Raw genomic sequence first — 19,650 nt, 5'->3', positions numbered from 1 at the left:
GGGGGTGCCCTCGGAACGGGGGAAGAACTCGTACCAGGAGCCGAACAGGGCCCGCTCGCGTTCCACGAGCAGGGGCAGTGGTTCGGAGGAGGTGACCAGTTCCCGCAGGGGGTGACGGGCCAGGACCTCGTCGACCTCCGGCGCCAACGCCGCCGCCAGACGGGCCGAGGCGGGCCGTGCGGTGTCCCGGAGCGCTTCCACGGCGGCGAGCAGGGTGCCTCGTCCGCTCTTGCCCTCGGGCACCCCGGCGGCGGCGCGCTCGTGGAGGACGGCGCCCTCCTCCAGCACCGACTCGGTGTCGATGCCGGCCGGGACCTTGATGCGCGCGTGGTGGCGCCAGGTGGCGACCGGGTCGCCCCAGCCCTCCACGGCGAAGGACCAGAGGCCCTCGCTCGGAACGGAGACGGTGGCGCCCCAGCGGTCGGTGCCGGGGGCGAGTTCGCGCATCGGGGTCCACCCGGCCGGGCGGCCCTCCGGGTCCCGGAGCACGACATTGGCGGCGACCGCGTCGTGGCCCTCCCGGATGACGACGGCCGAGACCTCGAAGGCCTCGCCCACGACGGCCTTCGCCGGTCGGCGGCCGTGGTGGACGGTCGGCCGCACATCGAGGACCGGTATCCGTCCGATCGTGGGAGCGCCCGGAGCCTTCGGGGGTGTCGGGGGCGCCGAGTCCGGCGCGGGCGGGCCGGTGTGCGCCCGGCGTGCGGGGCGTGCGGCGGTGCTGTCGGGTGGGGCGGGGGTGGTACTGGTCGTCAGGGGTGCTGACGAGTGGTGCGTGGCGGGCATGACCGCTCCTGTCCGCGTCAACGTGGGTGGGCGGATGAGGGTGTGGGGAGGTGGGGCCAGCGGGACGTACCGGTGGAGCCTTCCCACACAGTGCGGGTGGGCATTCCGGCACTTTGTTAACTACTCACGCGTATGTCTACACACAAGACCGGCCTCGTCCGAAGGGGTCGAGGCCGGTCACTGTAGTCGCTCTCGGTAAAGAGCCGTTCACCTGTGGTGTTACGGGTTCCTACAGGTTGTCGACGAGGAGAAGCCTGTTCGGGGAGCCCGGATTTCTTTTCTTGACCTTGCCCGAAACCGCACCCTCCACCAACGCCTCGGCCACCTCTGCCGGAGCGGCCCGCGGGTGTTCGGCCAGATACAGTGCCGCCGCGCCCGCGGCGTGCGGCGAGGCCATCGACGTACCGGAGTGGGTCGCCTTCGCGGTGTCGCCCCGGTGGGAGGCCGAGGTGATGGACCTCCCGGGGGCGAACAGGTCCAGGCTCGGGCCCCAGTTCGAGAAGTCGGCGCGGACGTCCTTGCGGTCGGTGGCGCCGACCGTGATCGCCTGCTTGACGCGTGCGGGTGAGTACAGGCCCGCGGCGCGTCCGTCGTTGCCCGCGGCCACCGTGTAGGTGACCCCGGAGGCTATGGAGTTGCGTACGGCCGCGTCGAGTTGGGCGTTGCCGAGGCCGCCGAGGCTCATGTTGGCCACGGCCGGTTTCCTCGCGTGCGCGGTGACCCAGTCGATACCCGCGATGACCTGGGCGGTCGTTCCCCCGCCCGCGTCGTCGAGCACGCGTACGGCGACGACCTTCGCCTTCTTGGCGACCCCGTACGCGGTGCCGGCGACGGTCCCCGCGACATGGGTGCCGTGGCCGTTGCCGTCCTGGGCCGTCCGGTCGTTCTGCACGAAGTCCCAGCCGTTGCTCGCCCGTCCACCGAAGTCCTTGTGGCTGATCCGTATGCCGGTGTCGATCACGTACACGGTGACCCCCCTGCCCGCGGAGCCCGGCCAGGTGTAGCTCTTGTCGAGCGGCAGGCTCGGCTGGTCGACGCGGTCCAGCCCCCACGAGGGCGGGTCGGCCCGACGGCCGTCGTACGTGACCTTCGAGTCCTGGACGACCGACGCCACGCGGGAGTCCGCCGCGAGCCGCCTGGCCTGTTTCTCACCGACCGTCACGGAGTAGCCGTTCAGAGCGGCGCTGTACATATGGCGTATTTTCGCCCCGTACTTCGACGCTATGGCCCTTCCCGCCGTCGACGGAGCCTTCGTTCCCGGTTCGAGGGTGACGATGTAACTGCCGTTGACGGAACCGGGATCACCGGCGCCGTGGACGAACCCCTCCGGTGCGGCGTGCGCGGGCAGACTGATGGCCGAAAGCACCGCGGCCGTCAGCACCGCCGTGAACCCGCCCGCCCGGCGCGCACGCCATTTTCTCGCCTCTGCCGGCTGGTGCATGTCTGAGAACCCCCTCCTCGACCCGGCGCTCCCACACCGGGGTTCACCGGAAGCCTCTCGTGCGGTGTGAAGCACCACAAGGCCGCGCAGAGGGGTGGAATCAGCCAATATCACCCGTGGGGTACATGGGAAGGTTGCTGCGGGGTTGCGGCGAATTCAGGACTGAACGGACCGGGGCGGACTGCCCCGCCGGGCGGCCGGGGTACGGATGCGCCGTAATTGCATACGGAGGGACGCGCCGTAGTTGCCACGGCCCCCGCGCCGCTACCGTCGGGGGTGACGAACGGCGCACAGCGGAGTGCGTCCCCCGGCCCGTACGTCCTGGCGCGAAGGTGGAATCCTCTGTGAAGGCCATCCGCAGATTCACCGTCCGACCCGTCCTGCCCGAAGCCCTCCACCCGCTCAGCGAACTGGCGCGCAATCTGCGCTGGTCCTGGCACCCGGAGACCCGTGACCTCTTCCAGTCGGTCGATCCCGAGCGCTGGGCCGCGTCCGGCGGCGATCCCGTACGGCTCCTCGGCTCCGTCTCCGTCCGGCGCCTGGCCGAACTCGCCGAGGACCGGCGCTTTCTGCGCCGGCTGACCGCCGCCGCCGACGACCTGCGCGACTACGTCACCGGCGACCGTTGGTACCAGGGGCAGGCGCAGAGTGCCGAACTCCCGGCCGCCATCGCCTACTTCTCGCCCGAGTTCGGCATCACGGCCGCGCTGCCGCAGTACTCCGGCGGCCTCGGCATCCTCGCCGGCGACCATCTGAAGGCGGCCAGCGACCTCGGTGTCCCGCTGATCGGCGTCGGCCTGCTCTACCGGCACGGCTACTTCCGCCAGTCCCTGTCCCGGGACGGCTGGCAGCAGGAGCACTATCCGGTGCTCGACCCGAACGAACTGCCCCTGGTCCCGCTCCACGAGGCCGACGGCACCCAGGCGCAGGTCGGCCTGGCGCTCCCCGGCGGCCGTCGGCTGCACGCCCGGATCTGGCAGGCGCAGGTCGGCCGGGTGCCCCTGCTGCTGCTCGACTCGGACGTCGAGGAGAACGACCTCGGCGAACGCGGGGTGACCGACCGGCTCTACGGCGGCGGCAGCGAACACCGGCTCCTCCAGGAGATGCTGCTCGGCATAGGGGGTGTCCGGGCCGTCCGCACGTACTGCAGGCTCACCGGTCACGCCGGGCCCGAGGTCTTCCACACCAACGAGGGCCACGCCGGCTTCCTCGGCCTGGAACGCATCGCCGAGCTCGGCGACGAGGGGCTCGACTTCGACGCCGGCCTGGAGGCGGTCCGCTCCGGCACCGTCTTCACCACGCACACCCCCGTCCCGGCCGGCATCGACCGCTTCGACCGTGAACTGGTCGCCCGCCACTTCGGCCCGGACGCCGAACTCCCGCGCATCGACGTGGGCCGCATCCTGGGGCTCGGCATGGAGACGTACCCGGGCGGCGACCCGAACGTCTTCAACATGGCCGTGATGGGGCTCCGGCTCGCCCAGCGCGCCAACGGGGTCTCGCTGTTGCACGGGCAGGTCAGCCGGGAGATGTTCTCCGGCCTGTGGCCGGGCTTCGACCCGGACGAGGTCCCCATCACCTCGGTGACGAACGGCGTGCACGCCCCGACCTGGGTGGCCCCGGAGGTCTTCCGGCTCGGCGCCCGGCAGATCGGCGCCGAACGGACCGAGGACGCCATGTCCGTCGGCGGCTCCGAGCGCTGGGACGCCGTCGGTGACATCCCCGACCAGGACATCTGGGACCTCCGCCGCGACCTGCGCGAGCAACTGGTCGTCGAGGTACGGGAACGCCTGTACGCCTCCTGGCGGCAGCGCGGCGCCGGCACGGCCGAACTCGGCTGGATCGAGGGCGTGCTGGACCCGGACGTCCTGACGATCGGCTTCGCCCGCCGTGTCCCCTCGTACAAGCGTCTGACCCTGATGCTGCGCGACCAGGACCGTCTGATGGAGCTGCTGCTCCACCCGGAACGCCCGATCCAGATCGTGATCGCGGGCAAGGCGCACCCGGCGGACGATGGCGGGAAACGCCTGATCCAGGAGCTGGTGCGGTTCGCGGACGACCCGCGCGTCCGCCACCGGATCGTGTTCCTCCCCGACTACGGCATGGCGATGGCGCAGAAGCTGTACCCGGGCTGCGACGTGTGGCTGAACAACCCGCTGCGCCCGCTGGAGGCGTGTGGGACGAGCGGGATGAAGGCGGCGCTCAACGGCTGTCTCAATCTCTCCGTCCTGGACGGCTGGTGGGACGAATGGTTCCGGCCGGACTTCGGCTGGGCGATCCCGACGGCCGACGGGACGGCGACGGACGAGGACCAGGACCGCCGGGACGACGTGGAGGCGGCGGGGCTCTACGACCTGCTGGAGCAGCGGGTGGCCCCCCGCTTCTACGAGCGCGGCCAGGGCGGTCTGCCCGACCGCTGGATCGAGATGGTCCGCGAGACGCTCACGCACCTGGGGCCCAAGGTGCTGGCGGGCCGCATGGTGCGGGAGTACGTGGACCGCCTCTACACCCCGGCCGCCCGCGCCCACCGCGCCCTGTCACCGGACGTGGCCCGCGAACTGTCCGAGTGGAAGGCGCGGGTGCGGGGCGCCTGGCACCGGGTGAGCGTGGACCATGTGGAGACCTCGGCGGCCCCGCTCAGTACGGCCGCCGAGCTGGGCGCGACGCTCGTGCTCCGGGTCCGGGTCAACCTCGGCGACCTGGTCCCGGACGACGTCGAGGTCCAGGCCGTCTCGGGCCGGGTGGACGCCGAGGACCGCATCACGGACGCGACCTGCGTCCCGCTGAAGCCGGCGAGCGGCCCCGACGACGAGGGCCGCTGGATCTACGAGGGCCCACTCTCCCTGGACCGCACGGGCTCCTTCGGCTACACGGTCCGCATCCTCCCGACCCACCGCCTCCTGGCCTCCTCCGCCGAACTGGGCCTGGTGGTGGTGCCCTCGGAGGAGCTGGGGGAGGGGGCGGGGGTGCTGATGCGCTGAGTCGAGCGGGCGGGGTGTGCGGAGTTCACCCCGCCCGCTGCCTGGCGGCGGCGACCGGAAACATGTCCGCGCGGGCCGATGACCGCCAAGCCTTCCTCGGCACCGTGACCACCACAGCTTCGCTCATCGGGCTTCGCGGCTGGGTCCCGGCCTCACAGAGCGATCGCTCGATACGACAGAGCCTGATCGACCACCTCATCCGCCGAGAGCTCCCGCTCCGGCGGCCAGAAGATCAAGTCGCTGACGTGACCGGACGGGCATGCCAAGGCTCTGTCGAGTCCCTTCAGCCAGTCGGCCACCTCGTCGTCGGAGGCGTAGTCCGCTTCCATGATCCGCCGCACGAGCGCGACCGCCTCCGCGCGGCTCACTTCCACCGCACTCATCAGGCCTCCTTTCTGGCGCGTCTACCGTGGCGGAGCGTGATGACGACGGTCACCAACGTCATGACCGAGTACACCTAGTCGCCGCCGCCACCCCCACCGCCGTCCCCGCCACCCCCGCCGTCGCCGCCCCCCGAGTCGCCGCCGTCTCCGCCGTCCGAGCCCCAGCCGTCGCTGCCGCCGGGCTCGTTGTCGTCGCCGCTGTTGCCGAGGTTGCTGAACCAGGTGCGGTCCCACCATTCGTCGAGGACGATCGGTTCGCTCTCGCGCGCCGGGCGCTTGCGGTTCGCCGGGAAGCGGGCCAGGCCTGTCGTGTCCCCGAGGCCGAAGGCGACGGAGAAGACATGGGCCATGACGGCGTCCAGGGGGTCGGCGCTCTCATGGTGCACGGGTGCCAGCGGCAGCAGCACCGAGCCCGGGTCGAGTACCTGGCGGCGAGGCGGACGGGTCAGCAGGGCGACGCGGCGTTCGTCGCGCAGCAGCCATGAACTCTTCCCGCTCTCCCGGTGCAGCACCCAGTGGCCCCCGGGCAGCCGCACTTCCACGGAGCTCTTCGACTTGCGCAGCCGCTTCGTGAGGACGAGTCGGGCCGTGACGTCGCCGACGGTCAACAGCAGGCCCTTCGACGGTTCCGGGGCGTCGCTGTGGAAGCCGCGCGGGGCCCGTATCCGTACGACGGGAGCGTGCGGCCCCCACACGTCGACGCGTACCAGACGCCGGTCCACGGCGACGGTCACCGGACCGGCGGGGCCCGCCGCGTACCGCCGCGCGATCCACAGGGGTACGCCCTCGGCCCGGGCGCGGTCCGCCAGGGCGGCCACCTGCGCCGGTCCACCGCATCGCCGTACCGCCAGCTCCCCCAGCCGGTGGGCGAAGTCGGCGGCCTGCCGCACCTTCACCGGCGTGGAGGTGCCGGTGACACGGGTCACCGGGACGACCCCGGGGCCGTTCGGCAGCCGCGTCAGCGGGCGTTCCGTCCCGCCGCCCCCGAGCCAGTACCCGCGCTGGAACGCCTCGGCCATGGCGCCGAGGTTCAGCTCGCTCAGCGGCGTGGTCCTGCCGCCCCTGCGCAGATGCTCCTCGGTCAATTCCACGGTCCGCGCCAGCGGATTCCTCGACCGTTCGCCGTACCGCACCTGACTCACGACACCCCCGTACGTACGCTGTCCAGCGGAGTTCAGGGTCACATGGCCGCGCCCCGGTGCCTGAGACGCCCGCGTCAGTCCTTGGGGTTCCCCGCCAGCCTCCGCAGCACCACCCCGCACCGCCGCGCGTACGCGTGCTGCAACCCCCGCGTCACCGCCCCGCCCGCCCGGGCGTACCACTTCGCGCCCCGGCTGAAGGCCGTCACCGTCAGCCAGACCGTGCCGTCTCCCGTGCGGTCGACCACGAAGGACTCCTCGCCGCATTCGGGGTGGCCCGGGAGGGTGCCGTAGGCCCAGCCCTTGCGGCGGGGTTCGTCGACCGTCCACACCACGCGGCACGGGGCCTTGATGACGCCGCCCAGGGTGACCGTCACATCGACGCCGGGGGCCGCCTCGGGGGCGGAGGCGCTTATGCCGACGCCCAGCGCGCGGTGCATCTCCCAGGTGCGTACGGCGTTCGCGGCGCGCTCGAAGACGTCCGTTCCCTCGCCTATGCGGGAGCGGACGTGGAGGGGGCTGAAGTCGGGCGGGCAATGGCCCTCGCGGGTCGCGCCGACGGCCTCGTAGGTGAAGGGGCCCTCGGGGAGCGGGCCGGTGGTATGGGGCATGGCGCACAGACTAGGGCGGCACCCGGAGTCGCCTTCTCTCCGGGTACCGCCCCTGGCTCAGCCGTGCGTCACGCGGTGACGTTGACCGCCGCCCACGTGGCGTTCACGGCGGCGTACTCCGCGCTGCTCGCGCCGTAGAGCGAGGACGCCGCGTTCAGGGTCGCCGTGCGGGCGCCCTTGTAGTTGGTCGTCGACGTCATGTACGTCGTCAGGGCCTTGTACCAGATCTGGACGGCCTTGGCGCGGCCGATGCCCGTGATCGTGGCGCCGTTGGAGGTGGGGGAGTTGTACGAGACCCCGTTGATCGTCTTGGCGCCGCTGCCCTCAGAGAGGAGGTAGAAGAAGTGGTTCGCCGGGCCCGACGAGTAGTGCACGTCCAGGCTGCCCAGCGACGACGACCAGTAGTTGGCCGACGAGCCGTCCTTGCTCGGCTGGTCCATGTAGCGCAGCGGGGTGCCGTTGCCGCGGATGTCGACCTTCTCGCCGATCAGGTAGTCGCCCGGGTCCTTGGCGTTGGCGGCGTAGAACTCGACCGCCGTGCCGAGGATGTCCGAGGTGGCCTCGTTCAGGCCGCCCGACTCGCCGCTGTAGTTCAGGCCGGCCGTGTTGGAGGTCAGGCCGTGGGTCATCTCGTGCCCGGCCACGTCCAGCGAGGTGAGCGGCTTGGTGTTGCCCGCGCCGTCGCCGTACGTCATGCAGAAGCAACTGTCGGACCAGAAGGCGTTGACGTACGCGTTGCCGTAGTGGACCCGGGAGTACGCGGCGACGCCGTTGTTCCTGATGCCGTTGCGGCCGAGGACGTTCTTGTAGAAGTCCCAGGTGACCTGGGCGCCGTAGTGGGCGTCCACGGCGGCGTTCTGGTCGGTGGAGGAGCTGGTGGCGGTGCCGGTGCCCCAGACGTCGTCCGCGTCGGTGAAGAGCGTGCCGGCCGAGGAGGACGTGGCGCGGGCCTTGTTGTACGTCTTGTGGGCGCCGCGCGAGGCGTCGTTCAGCTGGTACGTCGAACCGGACAGCGAGGTGCCGATGGTGACCTGGCCGTTGTACTGGCTGTTGCCGCTGCCGGTCTGGACGGCCTCCCACTCGTACAGCTTCTTGCCGGTCTGCGCGTCGGTGACGACGTGCAGCTCCTGCGGGGTGCCGTCGTGCTGGAAGCCGCCGACGACCGTCTCGTAGGCGAGGACCGGCTTGCCGCTCGCCGCCCAGACGACCTTGCGCGGCGCCTTGTCGGCCGCCGTCTTGGTGGAGCCCTCGGCCTTGGCGGCCTTGAGGGCCTGCTTCTCGGCGGTGGCCTTGGTGACGTCGGCGGTGAGGTCGGAGACCTTGACCGGGGCGGTCGTCGCCTTGGTGACGCTCTTGATGTCACCGGCCTTCGACTCGTGGACGACGAGGTCGCCACCGAGGACCGGGAGGCCGCCGAAGGTGCGCTCGTAGCGCGTGTGGACCGTGCCGTCCGCGTCCTTGAGGACGTCACGGACGACCAGTTCCTCCTTGGCGCCCAGGCCTATCTCGTCGGCGGTGTCGGCCGTGGCCGCGTCCGCCTCCTTGATCAGGGCGGTGCGCGCGGCGGGGGTCAGCACGACGGGGGCTCCGGCCGGCCGGGCCTTGTCCGCGACGGGCGCGGGCTGGGCGGTGGCGCCGGAGGTCAGCCCGGTGGTCAGCAGCGCGCCGGCGGCGATGGCGGTCGCGATGGCGAGCGTGGTGCGCTTGTGACGCGCGTAGAGGGGAGACACACAAGCTCCTTATGTGGGGGAGTTCGCTGGTGCTGGTGCGGCGGGTGGAGGAAGAGTGACACCTGAGTCGTGTTCATGTCAGGAGGGCGTGATGATGTTGGCCGAAAGTCAACTGTCCGGTGAATATTGCGGGAACATGAACGGGCGCCGCCCCGGCGGGAATCGAACCGCCGGGGCGACGCCTTTCAGGTGCGGGAAGCGTGTGCCGCGTGGGTGACCTACGGGAACGTCAGCTTCCAGCCGCTGATGATTCCGGTGTCCCGCGCCGCGTTGTCCTGGACCCTCAACTGCCATACACCGTTGGCGACTTCGGAGGAGGCGTTCACGGTGTAGGTGGTGTTGATGTTGTCCGTGCTGCCGCCGGTGCCGTACGCCTTCAGCGTGTACGCCGTGCCGTCGGGGGCGACCAGCTGGACCTGGAGGTCACCGATGTAGGTGTGGACGATGTCCACGGCGACCGCCAGGTTCGAGGGGGCGTTTCCGGTCCGGCCGGAGACCGTGATCGGCGAGGTGACCGCCGCGCCGTTGTCCGGAATCGATACGTCGGTCGTGCTCTCGAACGACGTACCGCCGCCCCCGCCACCGCCGGGCCGGGTGCCCACGTTCACGCCGGCCCAGGCGTTGGCCACCGCCGTGTACTCGGCCGACGTGGTGCCGTACAGCTCACCGGCCGCCGCCAGGGTCCCGGTGCGGGCGCCCGCGTAGTTGGTGGTCGAGGTGAACTTGGTGGTCAGCGCGCGGAACCAGATCTTCTCCGCCTTGTCGCGACCGATGCCGGTCACGGGCAGGTTGTCCGAGGTGGGCGAGTTGTAGCTGACGCCGTTGATGGTCTTGGCGCCGCTGCCCTCGGAGAGCAGGTAGAAGAAGTGGTTCGCGGGGCCCGAGGAGTAGTGCACGTCGATCGAGCCGATGCCCGAGTACCAGGCGTCCCTGGAGGAGCCGTCCTTGCTCGGCCGGTCCATGTAACGCAGCGGCGTGCCGTCGCCGTTGATGTTGATCTCCTCGCCGATGAGGTAGTCACCGACGTCGGAGGAGTTCGCCGCGAAGAACTCGACCGTGGAGCCGAAGATGTCCGAGGTGGCCTCGTTCAGACCGCCGGACTCACCGCTGTAGTTCAGGCCGGCGGTGTTGGAGGTGAGGCCGTGGGTCATCTCGTGGGCGGCCACGTCGATCGACGTCAGCGGGTTGGCGTTGCCCGAGCCGTCGCCGTACGTCATGCAGAAGCAGGAGTCCTGCCAGAACGCGTTGACGTAGTTGTTGCCGTAGTGCACACGCGAGTAGGCGCCGACGCCGTCACCGCGGATGCCGCTGCGGCCGTGCACGTTCTTGTAGTAGTCCCAGGTCAGCGCCGCGCCGTAGTGGGCGTCGGCGGCGGCCGACTCCAGGTTCGAGGGGGCGCCGTTGCCCCACACGTCGTCGGGGCCGGAGAACAGGGTCCCGGTGCCGGACGTGCCGCGGTTCAGGTTGTTCGTGCGGTGGTTGCCGCGCGCGCCGTCGGTGAGGTTGTACGTCGAACCCGACTGTGTGGTGCCGAGGGTCACCTGGCCGCTGTAGACCGTGTTGCCGGTGCCGGTCTCGACCGCCTCCCACTCGTACAGCTTGGCGCCGCTGGTGGCGTCCGTGATGACGTGCAGCTCCTGCGGGGTGCCGTCGTGCTGGAAGCCGCCGACGACCGTCTCGTAGGCGAGGACCGGCTTGCCGCTCGCGGCCCAGACGACCTTGCGGGGGGCGCGGTTGATGTCCGGGCTCTTGGCGTCCTCGGCCTTCGCGGCGCCGAGCGCCTGCTTCTCTGCCCTGCCCTTGCTGACGGTGGGCGTCAGCGACGGGACGGCGATCTTGGCCTTGGTGGCCTTGACGACGTCCTCGGTCGCGCCCGCCTTCGAGGTCTCGACGACCAGGTCACCGCCGAGGACGGGGAGGCCGTCGTACGTCCGCTCGTAACGGGTGTGGACGGTGCCGTCGCGGTCCTTGACCACGTCACGGACGACGAGCTTCTCCTTGGCGCCGAGGTTCAGCTCCTCGGCCGTCTCCGCCTTCGTCGTGTCGGCCTCGCGTATCAGCTCGGCCCGCTGGGCGGGGGTGAGCTTGACCGAGGCCGTGCCGGTGGCCTTGCCCGCTGCCGACGGTGCCTTCTCCGGGGCGGCGGTGGCGGCGCCCGACTGGACGGCCGCGGCCAACAGGGCGGTGACGGCGACGAACGCGCCGGCGGCCGTGCGCCTACGGGCGGTGCGGCCGAAGGTGGTACCGGTGTGGGAGGTGCGTCTGTGGGACTGGCGTCTCAACACTGACTCCTTCTGCGTGGCCGCGGTTCGCACGGCCAGGGGAGACCGGACGACTGGTGGCCGTCCGGGCAGAACAAGGTGTGAACTGACGAACGCGAAACCACATGCGTGGGGGGTGCCGCGCGGCACGTGGGAGCGCTCCTTGTGAGGTTGCTGTGCCGCGGTTGTGGGCAGAGTGGCAGGAGATTGCGCTTCCTGTCAGGAGCGTGTCAAGAAGTTGGCCGGAAACGGTCCGTTGCCCGGTTGATCATGTTCGATATACGAACCGTTCACCTGGTGGGGCGGAGCCCGTTCTACCTGATCCGCTCCAGTGCCTCGCCGGCCGTCAACCCGGTCAGCCCCTCCGTGAGACGGACATGCTCCGCGCAGAACCAGACGGCGTTCTCCGGATGCCCGACCCAGTCGTCGTCGTACGTCCGGGTCTCACGGAAGTACACCAGGGTGAACTCGTCGATCGCCCTCCCGCTGTACGGATCGGGCGGACAGACGGCGCACTTCGGTGGCATCACGGTGGGGAACTCCTCGTTCGTCGTGGGGTCGTGGGGTCACGGGGCGGTGGGTCGTGGGCAGAGGGGGGCCCGTGCCGGGTTGCGCGTCCGTCAGGCGGCCTCCTCCCCGTGCCACCGCCGCCACAGTGCCGCGTACGGGCCGTTCGCCGTCACCAACTGGTCGTGCGTGCCGAGTTCGGTGAGGCGGCCGTCCTCCATCACCGCCACCCGGTCCGCGTCGTGGGCGGTGTGCAGGCGGTGGGCGATGGCGATGACCGTGCGACCGTGCAGGACGGCGGCGAGGGCGCGCTCGGTGTGACGGGCGGTGGTGGGGTCCAGGAGGGCGGTGGCCTCGTCGAGGATGAGGGTGTGCGGGTCGGCCAGGACCACCCGGGCGAGGGCGAGCTGCTGGGCCTGGGGGCCGTCCGTGCGACGCCCACCCTCGCCGAGGCGGGTGTCGAGGCCGTCGGGGAGGTCGCGGACCCAGCCGTCCGCGCCCACCGCCGACAGCGCCGCCCACAACTGCTCGTCCGTGGCCGCCGGTTCGGCGATGAGGAGGTTGTCGCGGACCGTGCCCAGGAAGACATGGTGTTCCTGGGTGACCAGGACCACCTGCCGGCGCAGGCGTTCCGGGCCGAGGTCGACGACGGGCACACCGCCGACCGTCACCGTGCCGGCGGTCGGCGCGTCGATGCCGGCCAGGAGACGGCTCAGCGTCGTCTTCCCGGCACCGGACGGACCGACCACCGCGAGCCGTTCGCCCGGGCGGACCGTCAGGTCCACGCCGCGCAGCACCTCGCCGCCCCGCTCGTACGCGTACCGGACACCCCGTACGTCGATGCGGTCGTCCGCGGGCTCCGGGGTGTCGGCGGAGCCCGCGCGAGGCGCCCCGGCCAGACCCTCCACCCGGGCGAAGGAGGCGCCACTGCTCTGCAGCAGTTCCACGCGCATCAGGATCTCGTCGAGCGGGCCGCTCAGCTGCTGCAGATACAGAGCCGCCGACACCACCGCGCCCAGGGTGACCGAGCCGCGCGCGAGCAGCACTCCGCCGAGGAGGAGGACGAGCACCTGGGGCACGAAGTACGAGACCTCGACCCCGGGGAAGAACACCGTGCGCAGGAACAGGGTGTGGAAGCGGCGGCGCCGGGACTCCTCCAGCGCGTCGCGGCTCGCGGTGATCCGCCGGCGCTCCAGCCGCAGCGCCTCGACCGTACGGGCCCCCGACGCGGTCGCCGCGACGATCTCCGCGACCTCCGAACCGGCCGCGCCCTCCGCGAGATAGCCGGTACGCGCCCGGCGCAGATACCAGCGCAGCACCACCCCGATGCCGCTCAGCCCGACCAGCGCGCACACCCCGAGCAACGGGTCCAGGGCGAAGACCGCGCCGATCAGGAACAGCGCCTGCACCGAGCTGATCAGCAGCTCGGGGCCCACGTCACGCAGGGTCTTGCCCACCGCGTCCACGTCGGCCGTGCCGCGCGCCGTCAGATCACCGGTCCCCGCCCGCTCCACGACCGACGCCGGCAGCGCCAGCGCCCGGTCCACGAACTCCTCACGCACCCGCGCCAGTGTCCGCTCCCCGAACCGGTGCCCCACGTACCGGGCCCAGCGCGCCAGCAGCAACTGCGCCACCGCGCACACCAGGATCCCCGCCGCCAGCCGGTCCACCACGCCGACGCCGGCCCCGCCGCGCACCTCGTCGATGATCCGGCCCACCAGCCACGGCCCGGCGAGCCCCGTCGCGGCCGCCGCCCCGTTCAGGCCCAGCACGGCCAGGAAGGCGCGGCCGTCCGCCCGCACCAGCCGCACGGTCGCCCGCCGCACGGCCGGTGCGTCGGCGATGGGCAGGCGCCCGGAGGGGTCGGGGACGGGTTCCGCCGCGCCCGACGCCTTGGCCGTCGTCGCCGTCTCCGTCACCGCACGACCTCCGCGTCCGTGCGCTCCGTCCCGCCCGTGCCCTTCATGCCGCCCGTGCCTTCCGCCTCGCCCACGTTCCCGCCACCCGGTTCATCCGTGTCCGCGGTGTCCTCGCCGTCCTCCCCGCCGCGCGCCTCCCCCGGCTCTCCCGCGTCCCGGGCCACCAACCCCCGGTAACTCCGTTCCATGGCCAGGAGTTCGTGGTGGGTGCCGGTGGCCGCGACCTTGCCGTCCACCAGGTGGAGGACGGTGTCGGCGTGGTCGAGGACGAGGGGCGAGGTGGTCGTGACGAGGGTCGTGCGGCCCTCGCGCGCGGCGCGCAGCCGTCCGGCGACCCGGGCCTCGGTGTGCGCGTCGAGCGCCGAGGTCGGCTCGACGGCGAGCAGGACCTCGGGGTCGGCCACCAGCGCCCGCGCCAGCCGTACCCGCTGCCGCTGACCGCCGGAGAGATTGCGGCCCTGCGCGTCGATCGCCGAGTCGAGGCCGTCCGCGAGGCCCAGTACGACGTCCTCGGCCACCGCCGCCCGCAGTGCCCGTCCGGCCGTCTCGTCGTCGACGTCCCCATGCCCGCCGAGCAGTTCACGCAGCCGACCCGCGAACAGGTCGGCCTCGTGGTCGGCGACCAGGATCCGCGCCCGGACCTGCGCCAGCGGGATCGCGTCCAGCGGGATTCCGCCCCAGGTCACCGCCGTCGGCGCGTACCGACCGAGCCGGTCCACCACGGCCGTCGCGTCGGCCGGCCGGTCGGCGGCCAGCGCGACCAGCCGACCCGGCGGCACCCGCACCCCCGACTCGGGGTCGTGCAGCGTCGACGGCTCGGCGGGGGCGTCCGTCGTGCCGTGGTCCGGCAGCGGCTCCAGGTTCAGGAACCGGATGACGCGCCGCGCGGCCACCACCCCGCGGCTGACCTCGTACCCCCAGTCGACGAAGTACGACACCGGCCGCACCAGCACGGTGACGTACCCGTACACCGACACCAACTCACCCACGCTGATGGCACCCTGGGCGGCGAGCCGGGCCGCCAGCCAGGTCACCACGGCGAGGAACAGCGTCGGCAGCCCCACCCCGAGCGCCTGCATCCAGCTGGTCACCGCTCCCACCCGGTACCCCTGCGCCCGCAGCCGCTGCGAGTCCCGGCGGAACGCGTCGGCCACCAGCTCCTTGCCGCCCAGCCCGTTGAGGACCCGCAGCCCGCCCGCGAGGTCGGCGATCCGCGCCGTCAGCACGCCCCGCCGCTCCCGGTACTCCGTCTCCGTGCCCTGCAGCCGCCGCATCAACGGCCCCACGATCACCGCGATCAGCGGCATCCCGAGCAGCACGACCGCCGCGATGGGCACGGAGACCGACACGAGCAGTCCGGCGACCACCAGGTAGGCGGCGAGCGCCCCCACCCCCGGCCCGATGACCGTCAGCGAGCCGGCGATCGTCTGGACGTCCCCGACGCCGATGGTGACGACCTCCCCGGCGCCGACGCGGCGTCGCAACGCCGCTCCCAGCCGGACGGCGTGCGCCATCACGACCTTCACCGTGCGGAAGTTGGCGTCCATCCGGACCCGCGTCATCGTGCGGTGCCGCATGACGCTCAGCCAGGCGTTGAAGGCGCCCACACCGAAGAGGGCGGCCGTCCAGCCGGCCAGGGCCCGGTGGTCGCCGGGTTCCAGGCCCTCGTCGATCGCTCGGGAGAGCAGGTACGGGGTGGCGGCGAGCAGCACCATCCACACGCAGGAGATGAGGGAGCCGAGGGCTGAGCGGCCGGCCTGCTGCTTGACCAGCCACCACAGGTAGCGGGCGCCGCCCCGGCGGTCGGGAGTGCCGGGGTCCTCGTACGCGTTGATCATCGGCCCCCGGTTTCTGTGTGGACTCGGACGAGGATGAGTGGGTGGGTGCGGTCTCGGGCGCGGGCCCGGTGGGGCTTCTCGCGCGGTTCCCGCGCCCCTTCCGGGGCGCGGCCCGTCACACCAGGCTGTCCCGCCAGGCCCGGTGCAGCTCGGCGAAGCGGCCGGTTCCCGCGATCAGGTCCGCCGGGGTGCCGTCCTCCACGACGCGGCCGTGTTCCATCACCAGGACCCGGTCGGCGATCTCGACCGTGGAGAGGCGGTGCGCGATCACCACGGCCGTGCGCCCGCGCAACACCGTCGCCATCGCGCGCTGGACCGCCCGTTCGCCCGGGACGTCGAGCGAGCTGGTCGCCTCGTCCAGGATGAGGACGGCCGGGTCGGCCAGCAACGCCCGTGCGAACGCGACGAGTTGACGCTGACCGGCGGAGATACGGCCACCGCGCTTGCGTACGTCGGTGTCGTAGCCGTCGGGCAGGGCGGTGATGAAGTCATGGGCGCCGATCGCCTTCGCGGCGCGCTCGATCTCCTCGCGGTCGGCCTCGGGGCGGCCGATGGCGATGTTCTCGGCGACCGTGCCGGAGAACAGGAACGACTCCTGCGTCACCATGATCACCCCGCGCCGCAGCTCGGGCACCGGGAGGTCGCGCAGATCGACACCGTCCAGGAGGACCCGCCCGGACGTGGGGTCGTAGAAGCGGGCCACCAGCTTGGCGAGGGTCGACTTGCCGGCTCCGGTGGAGCCGACCACCGCCACCGTGCTGCCCGCCGCGAGGGTGAGGTCGAACCGGGGCAGGACCTCGCCGCCGGTGCGGTACGCGAACCGCACGTCGTCGAACACGACCTCGCGGCCCGGCAGTTCGCGGTCCGTCACCGGCAGCTCCTTCGGCTCGGCGGGCTCCGGGACCGACGGTGCCTGCGCCAGCAGACCGGCGATCTTCTCCAGCGAGGCCGCCGCCGACTGGTAGGAGTTGAGGAACATGCCGAGCCGGTCGATCGGGTCGTACAGCCGCCGCAGATACAGCACCGCGGCCGCCAGCACGCCCAGCGCCAGCGACTCCGACGCCACCCGGTACGCGCCCCACAGCACGATCGCCGCGACCGTGATGTTGGCGACCACCCGGGAACAGACCACGTAGCGGGCCATCTCCAGGATCGCGTCGCCGTTCTTGCGCTCGTGGTGCCGGTTCAGGGCGCTGAACTCGGCGTCGTTGGCGGCCTCCCGGCGGAACGCCCGCACCGGACGGATCCCGTTCATCGTCTCCGCGAACTTCACGATCACCGCGGCGATCGCGCTGGACCGGGCCGTGTAGACGCTCGCCGCGCGCCGCTGGTACATCCGTACGAACCCGTACAGCGGCACGAACGACGCCAGCGCCGCCGCGCCGAGCCCCAGGTCCAGCCAGAGCAGCATCGCCGAGATGTAGACGAAGGCGAGGATCACGCCGATGAGTTCCTGCAGGCCCTCGTTGAGCAGTTCGCGCAGCGACTCGACGTCCGTGGTGGACCGGGAGATCAGCCGGCCCGAGGTGTACCGCTCGTGGAAGTCGATGCTCAGGGCCTGCGCCTGCCGGAAGATCCGGCCGCGCAGATCCAGCAGCACGTCCTGGTTCACCCGCGCGGACGCCCCGATGAACAGGTACTGCAGCCCGCCGGCCGCCAGCGCGCACGCCAGATAGCCGACCGCCACCGCGATCAGCGGCCCGTGCCGGCCGTCCCGCAGGGCCGGTACGGCACTGTCGATGGCGTACGCCACCAGCAGCGGGCCCGCCTGCACCGCGGCCTGCTGCAGCAGGAGCAACACGCTCGCCATGACCACTCGGGCCCGCATCGGCGCGAGCAGCGAGCGCAGCAGCGCGAGGGTGGCGCCCGGGGGCGTGGGGAGGTCGTCGTGGTCGAACCGGTCCCCGACGGGGGCCTTCTCCAGGGACGTCGTCCCGTCCGGCCGGCCCGCCGCCTGCCCGTCCGCCTTGCCGTTCGCCTTGCCGTCCGGTTCCTCGTTCGGTTCCTTGTCCGGCGCGGTGGTCAGGGGCGCCGTCATCGCTCGTCCTCCTCGGTGCCGGACATCAGATGGGCGTACTCGGTGTTGGTGCGCAGCAGTTCCTGGTGGGTGCCCACGGCCGTGACGCGGCCGCCGGAGAGCAGGGCGACCCGGTCGGCGAGCAGCACGGTCGACGGGCGGTGCGCCACGATCAGCGCCGTCGTCTCCGCCAGCACCCGGCGCAGCGCGGCCTCCACCGCGGCCTCCGTGTGCACGTCCAGTGCCGACAGCGGGTCGTCCAGCACCAGGAAGCGGGGTCTGCCGACCACCGCCCGCGCGAGCGCCAGGCGCTGCCGTTGGCCGCCGGAGAGGCTGAGGCCCTGTTCGCCGACCTGGGTGGCCGTGCCCTGCGGGAGCGCGTGCGCGAACTCCGCCTGGGCGATGGCCAGGGCGCGGTCCAGCTCGGGCTCGCCCGCGTCCGGCGGGCCGCCCATCAGGACGTTCTCGCCGACGGTCGCCGAGAACAGGGTGGGCTCCTCGAAGGCCACGGCGACGAGGGCGCGCAGCGAGTCCCGGGACATCTCGGTGATGTCGTGGCCGTCCAGCGTGATGCGGCCGGACGTCACCTCGTGCAGCCGGGGGACGAGGGCGGTGAGGGTGGTCTTGCCGGAGCCGGTGGCGCCGACCAGGGCCATCGACTCGCCCGGCCGGATGTGCAGGTCGACGCGGTCGAGGGTGGGGGCACTGCCGGGAGCGGCATCGGGATAGCGGAAGGTGACGTCGTGGAACCGGAGTCCGCCGTCCCCGGCGGGGGCGGGGGCCGGGGCGGGGTGGGCCGTCGGCGTCGACGATTCCGGGGCCTCGTCCATCACCTCGAAGTACCTTTCCGTCGCCGTCGCCGCCTCCTGGCTCATCGCCAGCAGGAAGCCGATCGAGTCGACGGGCCAGCGCAGCGCGAGCGCGGTGGACAGGAAGGCGACCAGGGTGCCCGCCGACAGCACGCCGTCGGCGACCTGGACGACGCCGAGGACGAGCGCCGCACCGATCGCGATCTCGGGGAGCGTGATGATGACGCCCCAGATCGCCGAGAGGAGGCGGGCCTTGCGCAGCTCGGTGCCGCGCAGCGTCCGGGACAGCTCACGGAACGCGCGCGCCTGGCTGCGGTGCCGCCCGAACCCCTTGATGACGCGGATCCCGAGCACGCTCTCCTCGACGACCGTCGTCAGGTCGCCGACCTGGTCCTGCGCGAGGCGGGCGACGGCGTTGTACTTCCTCTCGAAGACGACACAGGTCACGATCACCGGGACGACGGGCCCGAGGATGACGAGCCCGAGGGTCCAGTCCTGGGCGAGCATGATGATCACGCCGACGACGATGGTCACCGCGTTGACCAGCAGGAACGTCAGCGGGAAGGCGAGGAACATCCGCAGCAGCATCAGATCGGTCGTCCCGCGCGAGAGCAGCTGACCGGAGGCCCAGCGGTCGTGGAAGGCGACCGGCAGGCGTTGCAGATGGCGGTAGAGGTCCGCGCGCATCGACGCCTCGACCCCCGCGAGGGGCCGCGCCACGAGCCAGCGCCGCAAGCCGAACAGCAGTGCCTCGGCGAGCCCGAGCAGCAGCAGGTACAGTGCGCCGAGCCACACGCCCGCCGGGTCCCGGTCGGCGATCGGGCCGTCCACCATCCACTTCAGGACGAGCGGGATGAACAGGCCCACGAGGGAGGCGACGATCGCGACCACCGCGGCGACGGACAGTCGCACCCGCACGGGCCGCACATACGGCCACAGCCGCAGCAGCGTACGTACGGCGGACCGCCCGGCGGCCTTCCCGGGCGCCCCGGCCCTCTCGGGTTCCGCGGTTCTCGCGGCTTCGGAGGCCGCTCCCGGTTCCTCGGTCCGGTCGGGTTCCTCTGCGGTTGCACGTGTCGTGGCCATCAGCAGCGAGCCTACGGATCGCCACTGACAACGCCCACCGAGTTTCGGGCCGGACCGCGTCCGGCCGTGAGTCCTACGACGGTCCCGCGCCCGTCCGGGACTCTCGACACAAGCCCCACAAGCCCCACAAGCCCCACAAGCC

General features: G+C 72.0%; 13 protein-coding genes. 1 reads left to right on the top strand and 12 read right to left on the bottom strand.

What is annotated here, in order from left to right:
* Positions 1–786, bottom strand: a 786-nt coding sequence (locus RM704_RS43170; protein WP_311593338.1) for a maltotransferase domain-containing protein, incomplete at its 3' end; no start/stop codon positions are given.
* Positions 787–1,015: 229 nt separating this feature from the next.
* Complete coding sequence (locus RM704_RS43165; RefSeq protein WP_033526790.1) at positions 1,016–2,227, bottom strand: S8 family peptidase; 1,212 nt, start codon at positions 2,225–2,227, stop codon at positions 1,016–1,018.
* Between the two features lie 344 nt (positions 2,228–2,571).
* Between RM704_RS43165 and RM704_RS43160 the strand changes: the two genes are divergently transcribed.
* A complete protein-coding gene (locus RM704_RS43160) occupies positions 2,572–5,208 on the top strand; it encodes a glycosyltransferase family 1 protein (protein WP_311593335.1) in 2,637 nt (878 codons plus the stop codon).
* 152 nt (positions 5,209–5,360) lie between these two features.
* Here RM704_RS43160 and RM704_RS43155 read toward each other — a convergent pair whose 3' ends face one another.
* The 10 genes from RM704_RS43155 to RM704_RS43110 form a co-directional block, all read right to left on the bottom strand.
* On the bottom strand, positions 5,361–5,591 hold the full coding sequence (locus RM704_RS43155) for a bacteriocin immunity protein (protein ID WP_033526792.1): 231 nt from the start codon (positions 5,589–5,591) through the stop codon (positions 5,361–5,363).
* A 74-nt stretch (positions 5,592–5,665) separates the two neighbouring features.
* Positions 5,666–6,733 carry a hypothetical protein gene (locus RM704_RS43150; RefSeq protein ID WP_033526793.1) on the bottom strand — a complete coding sequence of 356 codons (1,068 nt, stop codon included), beginning with the start codon at positions 6,731–6,733 and terminating at the stop codon, positions 5,666–5,668.
* A 74-nt stretch (positions 6,734–6,807) separates the two neighbouring features.
* Entirely contained in the window at positions 6,808–7,341 is a 534-nt protein-coding gene (locus tag RM704_RS43145; RefSeq protein WP_033526794.1) for a DUF1990 domain-containing protein, read from the bottom strand.
* 68 nt (positions 7,342–7,409) lie between these two features.
* A complete protein-coding gene (locus RM704_RS43140; protein WP_033526795.1) occupies positions 7,410–9,071 on the bottom strand; it encodes a M4 family metallopeptidase in 1,662 nt (553 codons plus the stop codon).
* A gap of 218 nt (positions 9,072–9,289) precedes the next feature.
* On the bottom strand, positions 9,290–11,356 hold the full coding sequence (locus RM704_RS43135; RefSeq protein WP_033526796.1) for a M4 family metallopeptidase: 2,067 nt from the start codon (positions 11,354–11,356) through the stop codon (positions 9,290–9,292).
* A 290-nt stretch (positions 11,357–11,646) separates the two neighbouring features.
* Positions 11,647–11,859: a hypothetical protein gene (locus tag RM704_RS43130; RefSeq protein WP_033526797.1), complete on the bottom strand. Its 213-nt coding sequence runs from the start codon at positions 11,857–11,859 to the stop codon at positions 11,647–11,649.
* A 93-nt stretch (positions 11,860–11,952) separates the two neighbouring features.
* The gene (locus tag RM704_RS43125) at positions 11,953–13,683 is read right to left on the bottom strand and encodes an ABC transporter ATP-binding protein (protein WP_311593341.1); all 1,731 of its coding nucleotides are present in this window, start codon (positions 13,681–13,683) and stop codon (positions 11,953–11,955) included.
* A gap of 71 nt (positions 13,684–13,754) precedes the next feature.
* On the bottom strand, positions 13,755–15,596 hold the full coding sequence (locus tag RM704_RS43120; RefSeq protein ID WP_311593328.1) for an ABC transporter ATP-binding protein: 1,842 nt from the start codon (positions 15,594–15,596) through the stop codon (positions 13,755–13,757).
* A 115-nt stretch (positions 15,597–15,711) separates the two neighbouring features.
* Entirely contained in the window at positions 15,712–17,634 is a 1,923-nt protein-coding gene (locus RM704_RS43115; RefSeq protein ID WP_033526798.1) for an ABC transporter ATP-binding protein, read from the bottom strand.
* Positions 17,631–19,508, bottom strand: a complete 1,878-nt coding sequence (locus tag RM704_RS43110) for an ABC transporter ATP-binding protein (RefSeq protein WP_033526799.1) — start codon at positions 19,506–19,508, stop codon at positions 17,631–17,633. Before RM704_RS43110 ends, RM704_RS43115 begins: the two co-directional genes overlap by 4 nt.
* Positions 19,509–19,650 lie beyond the last annotated feature (142 nt).

The sequence above is a fragment of the Streptomyces gottesmaniae genome, from assembly GCF_031845845.1.
Classification (GTDB): Bacteria; Actinomycetota; Actinomycetes; order Streptomycetales; family Streptomycetaceae; genus Streptomyces; species Streptomyces akebiae.
The sequence above is the reverse complement of the archived record's forward strand: the minus strand, read 5'-3'. Positions and strand labels throughout refer to the sequence as shown.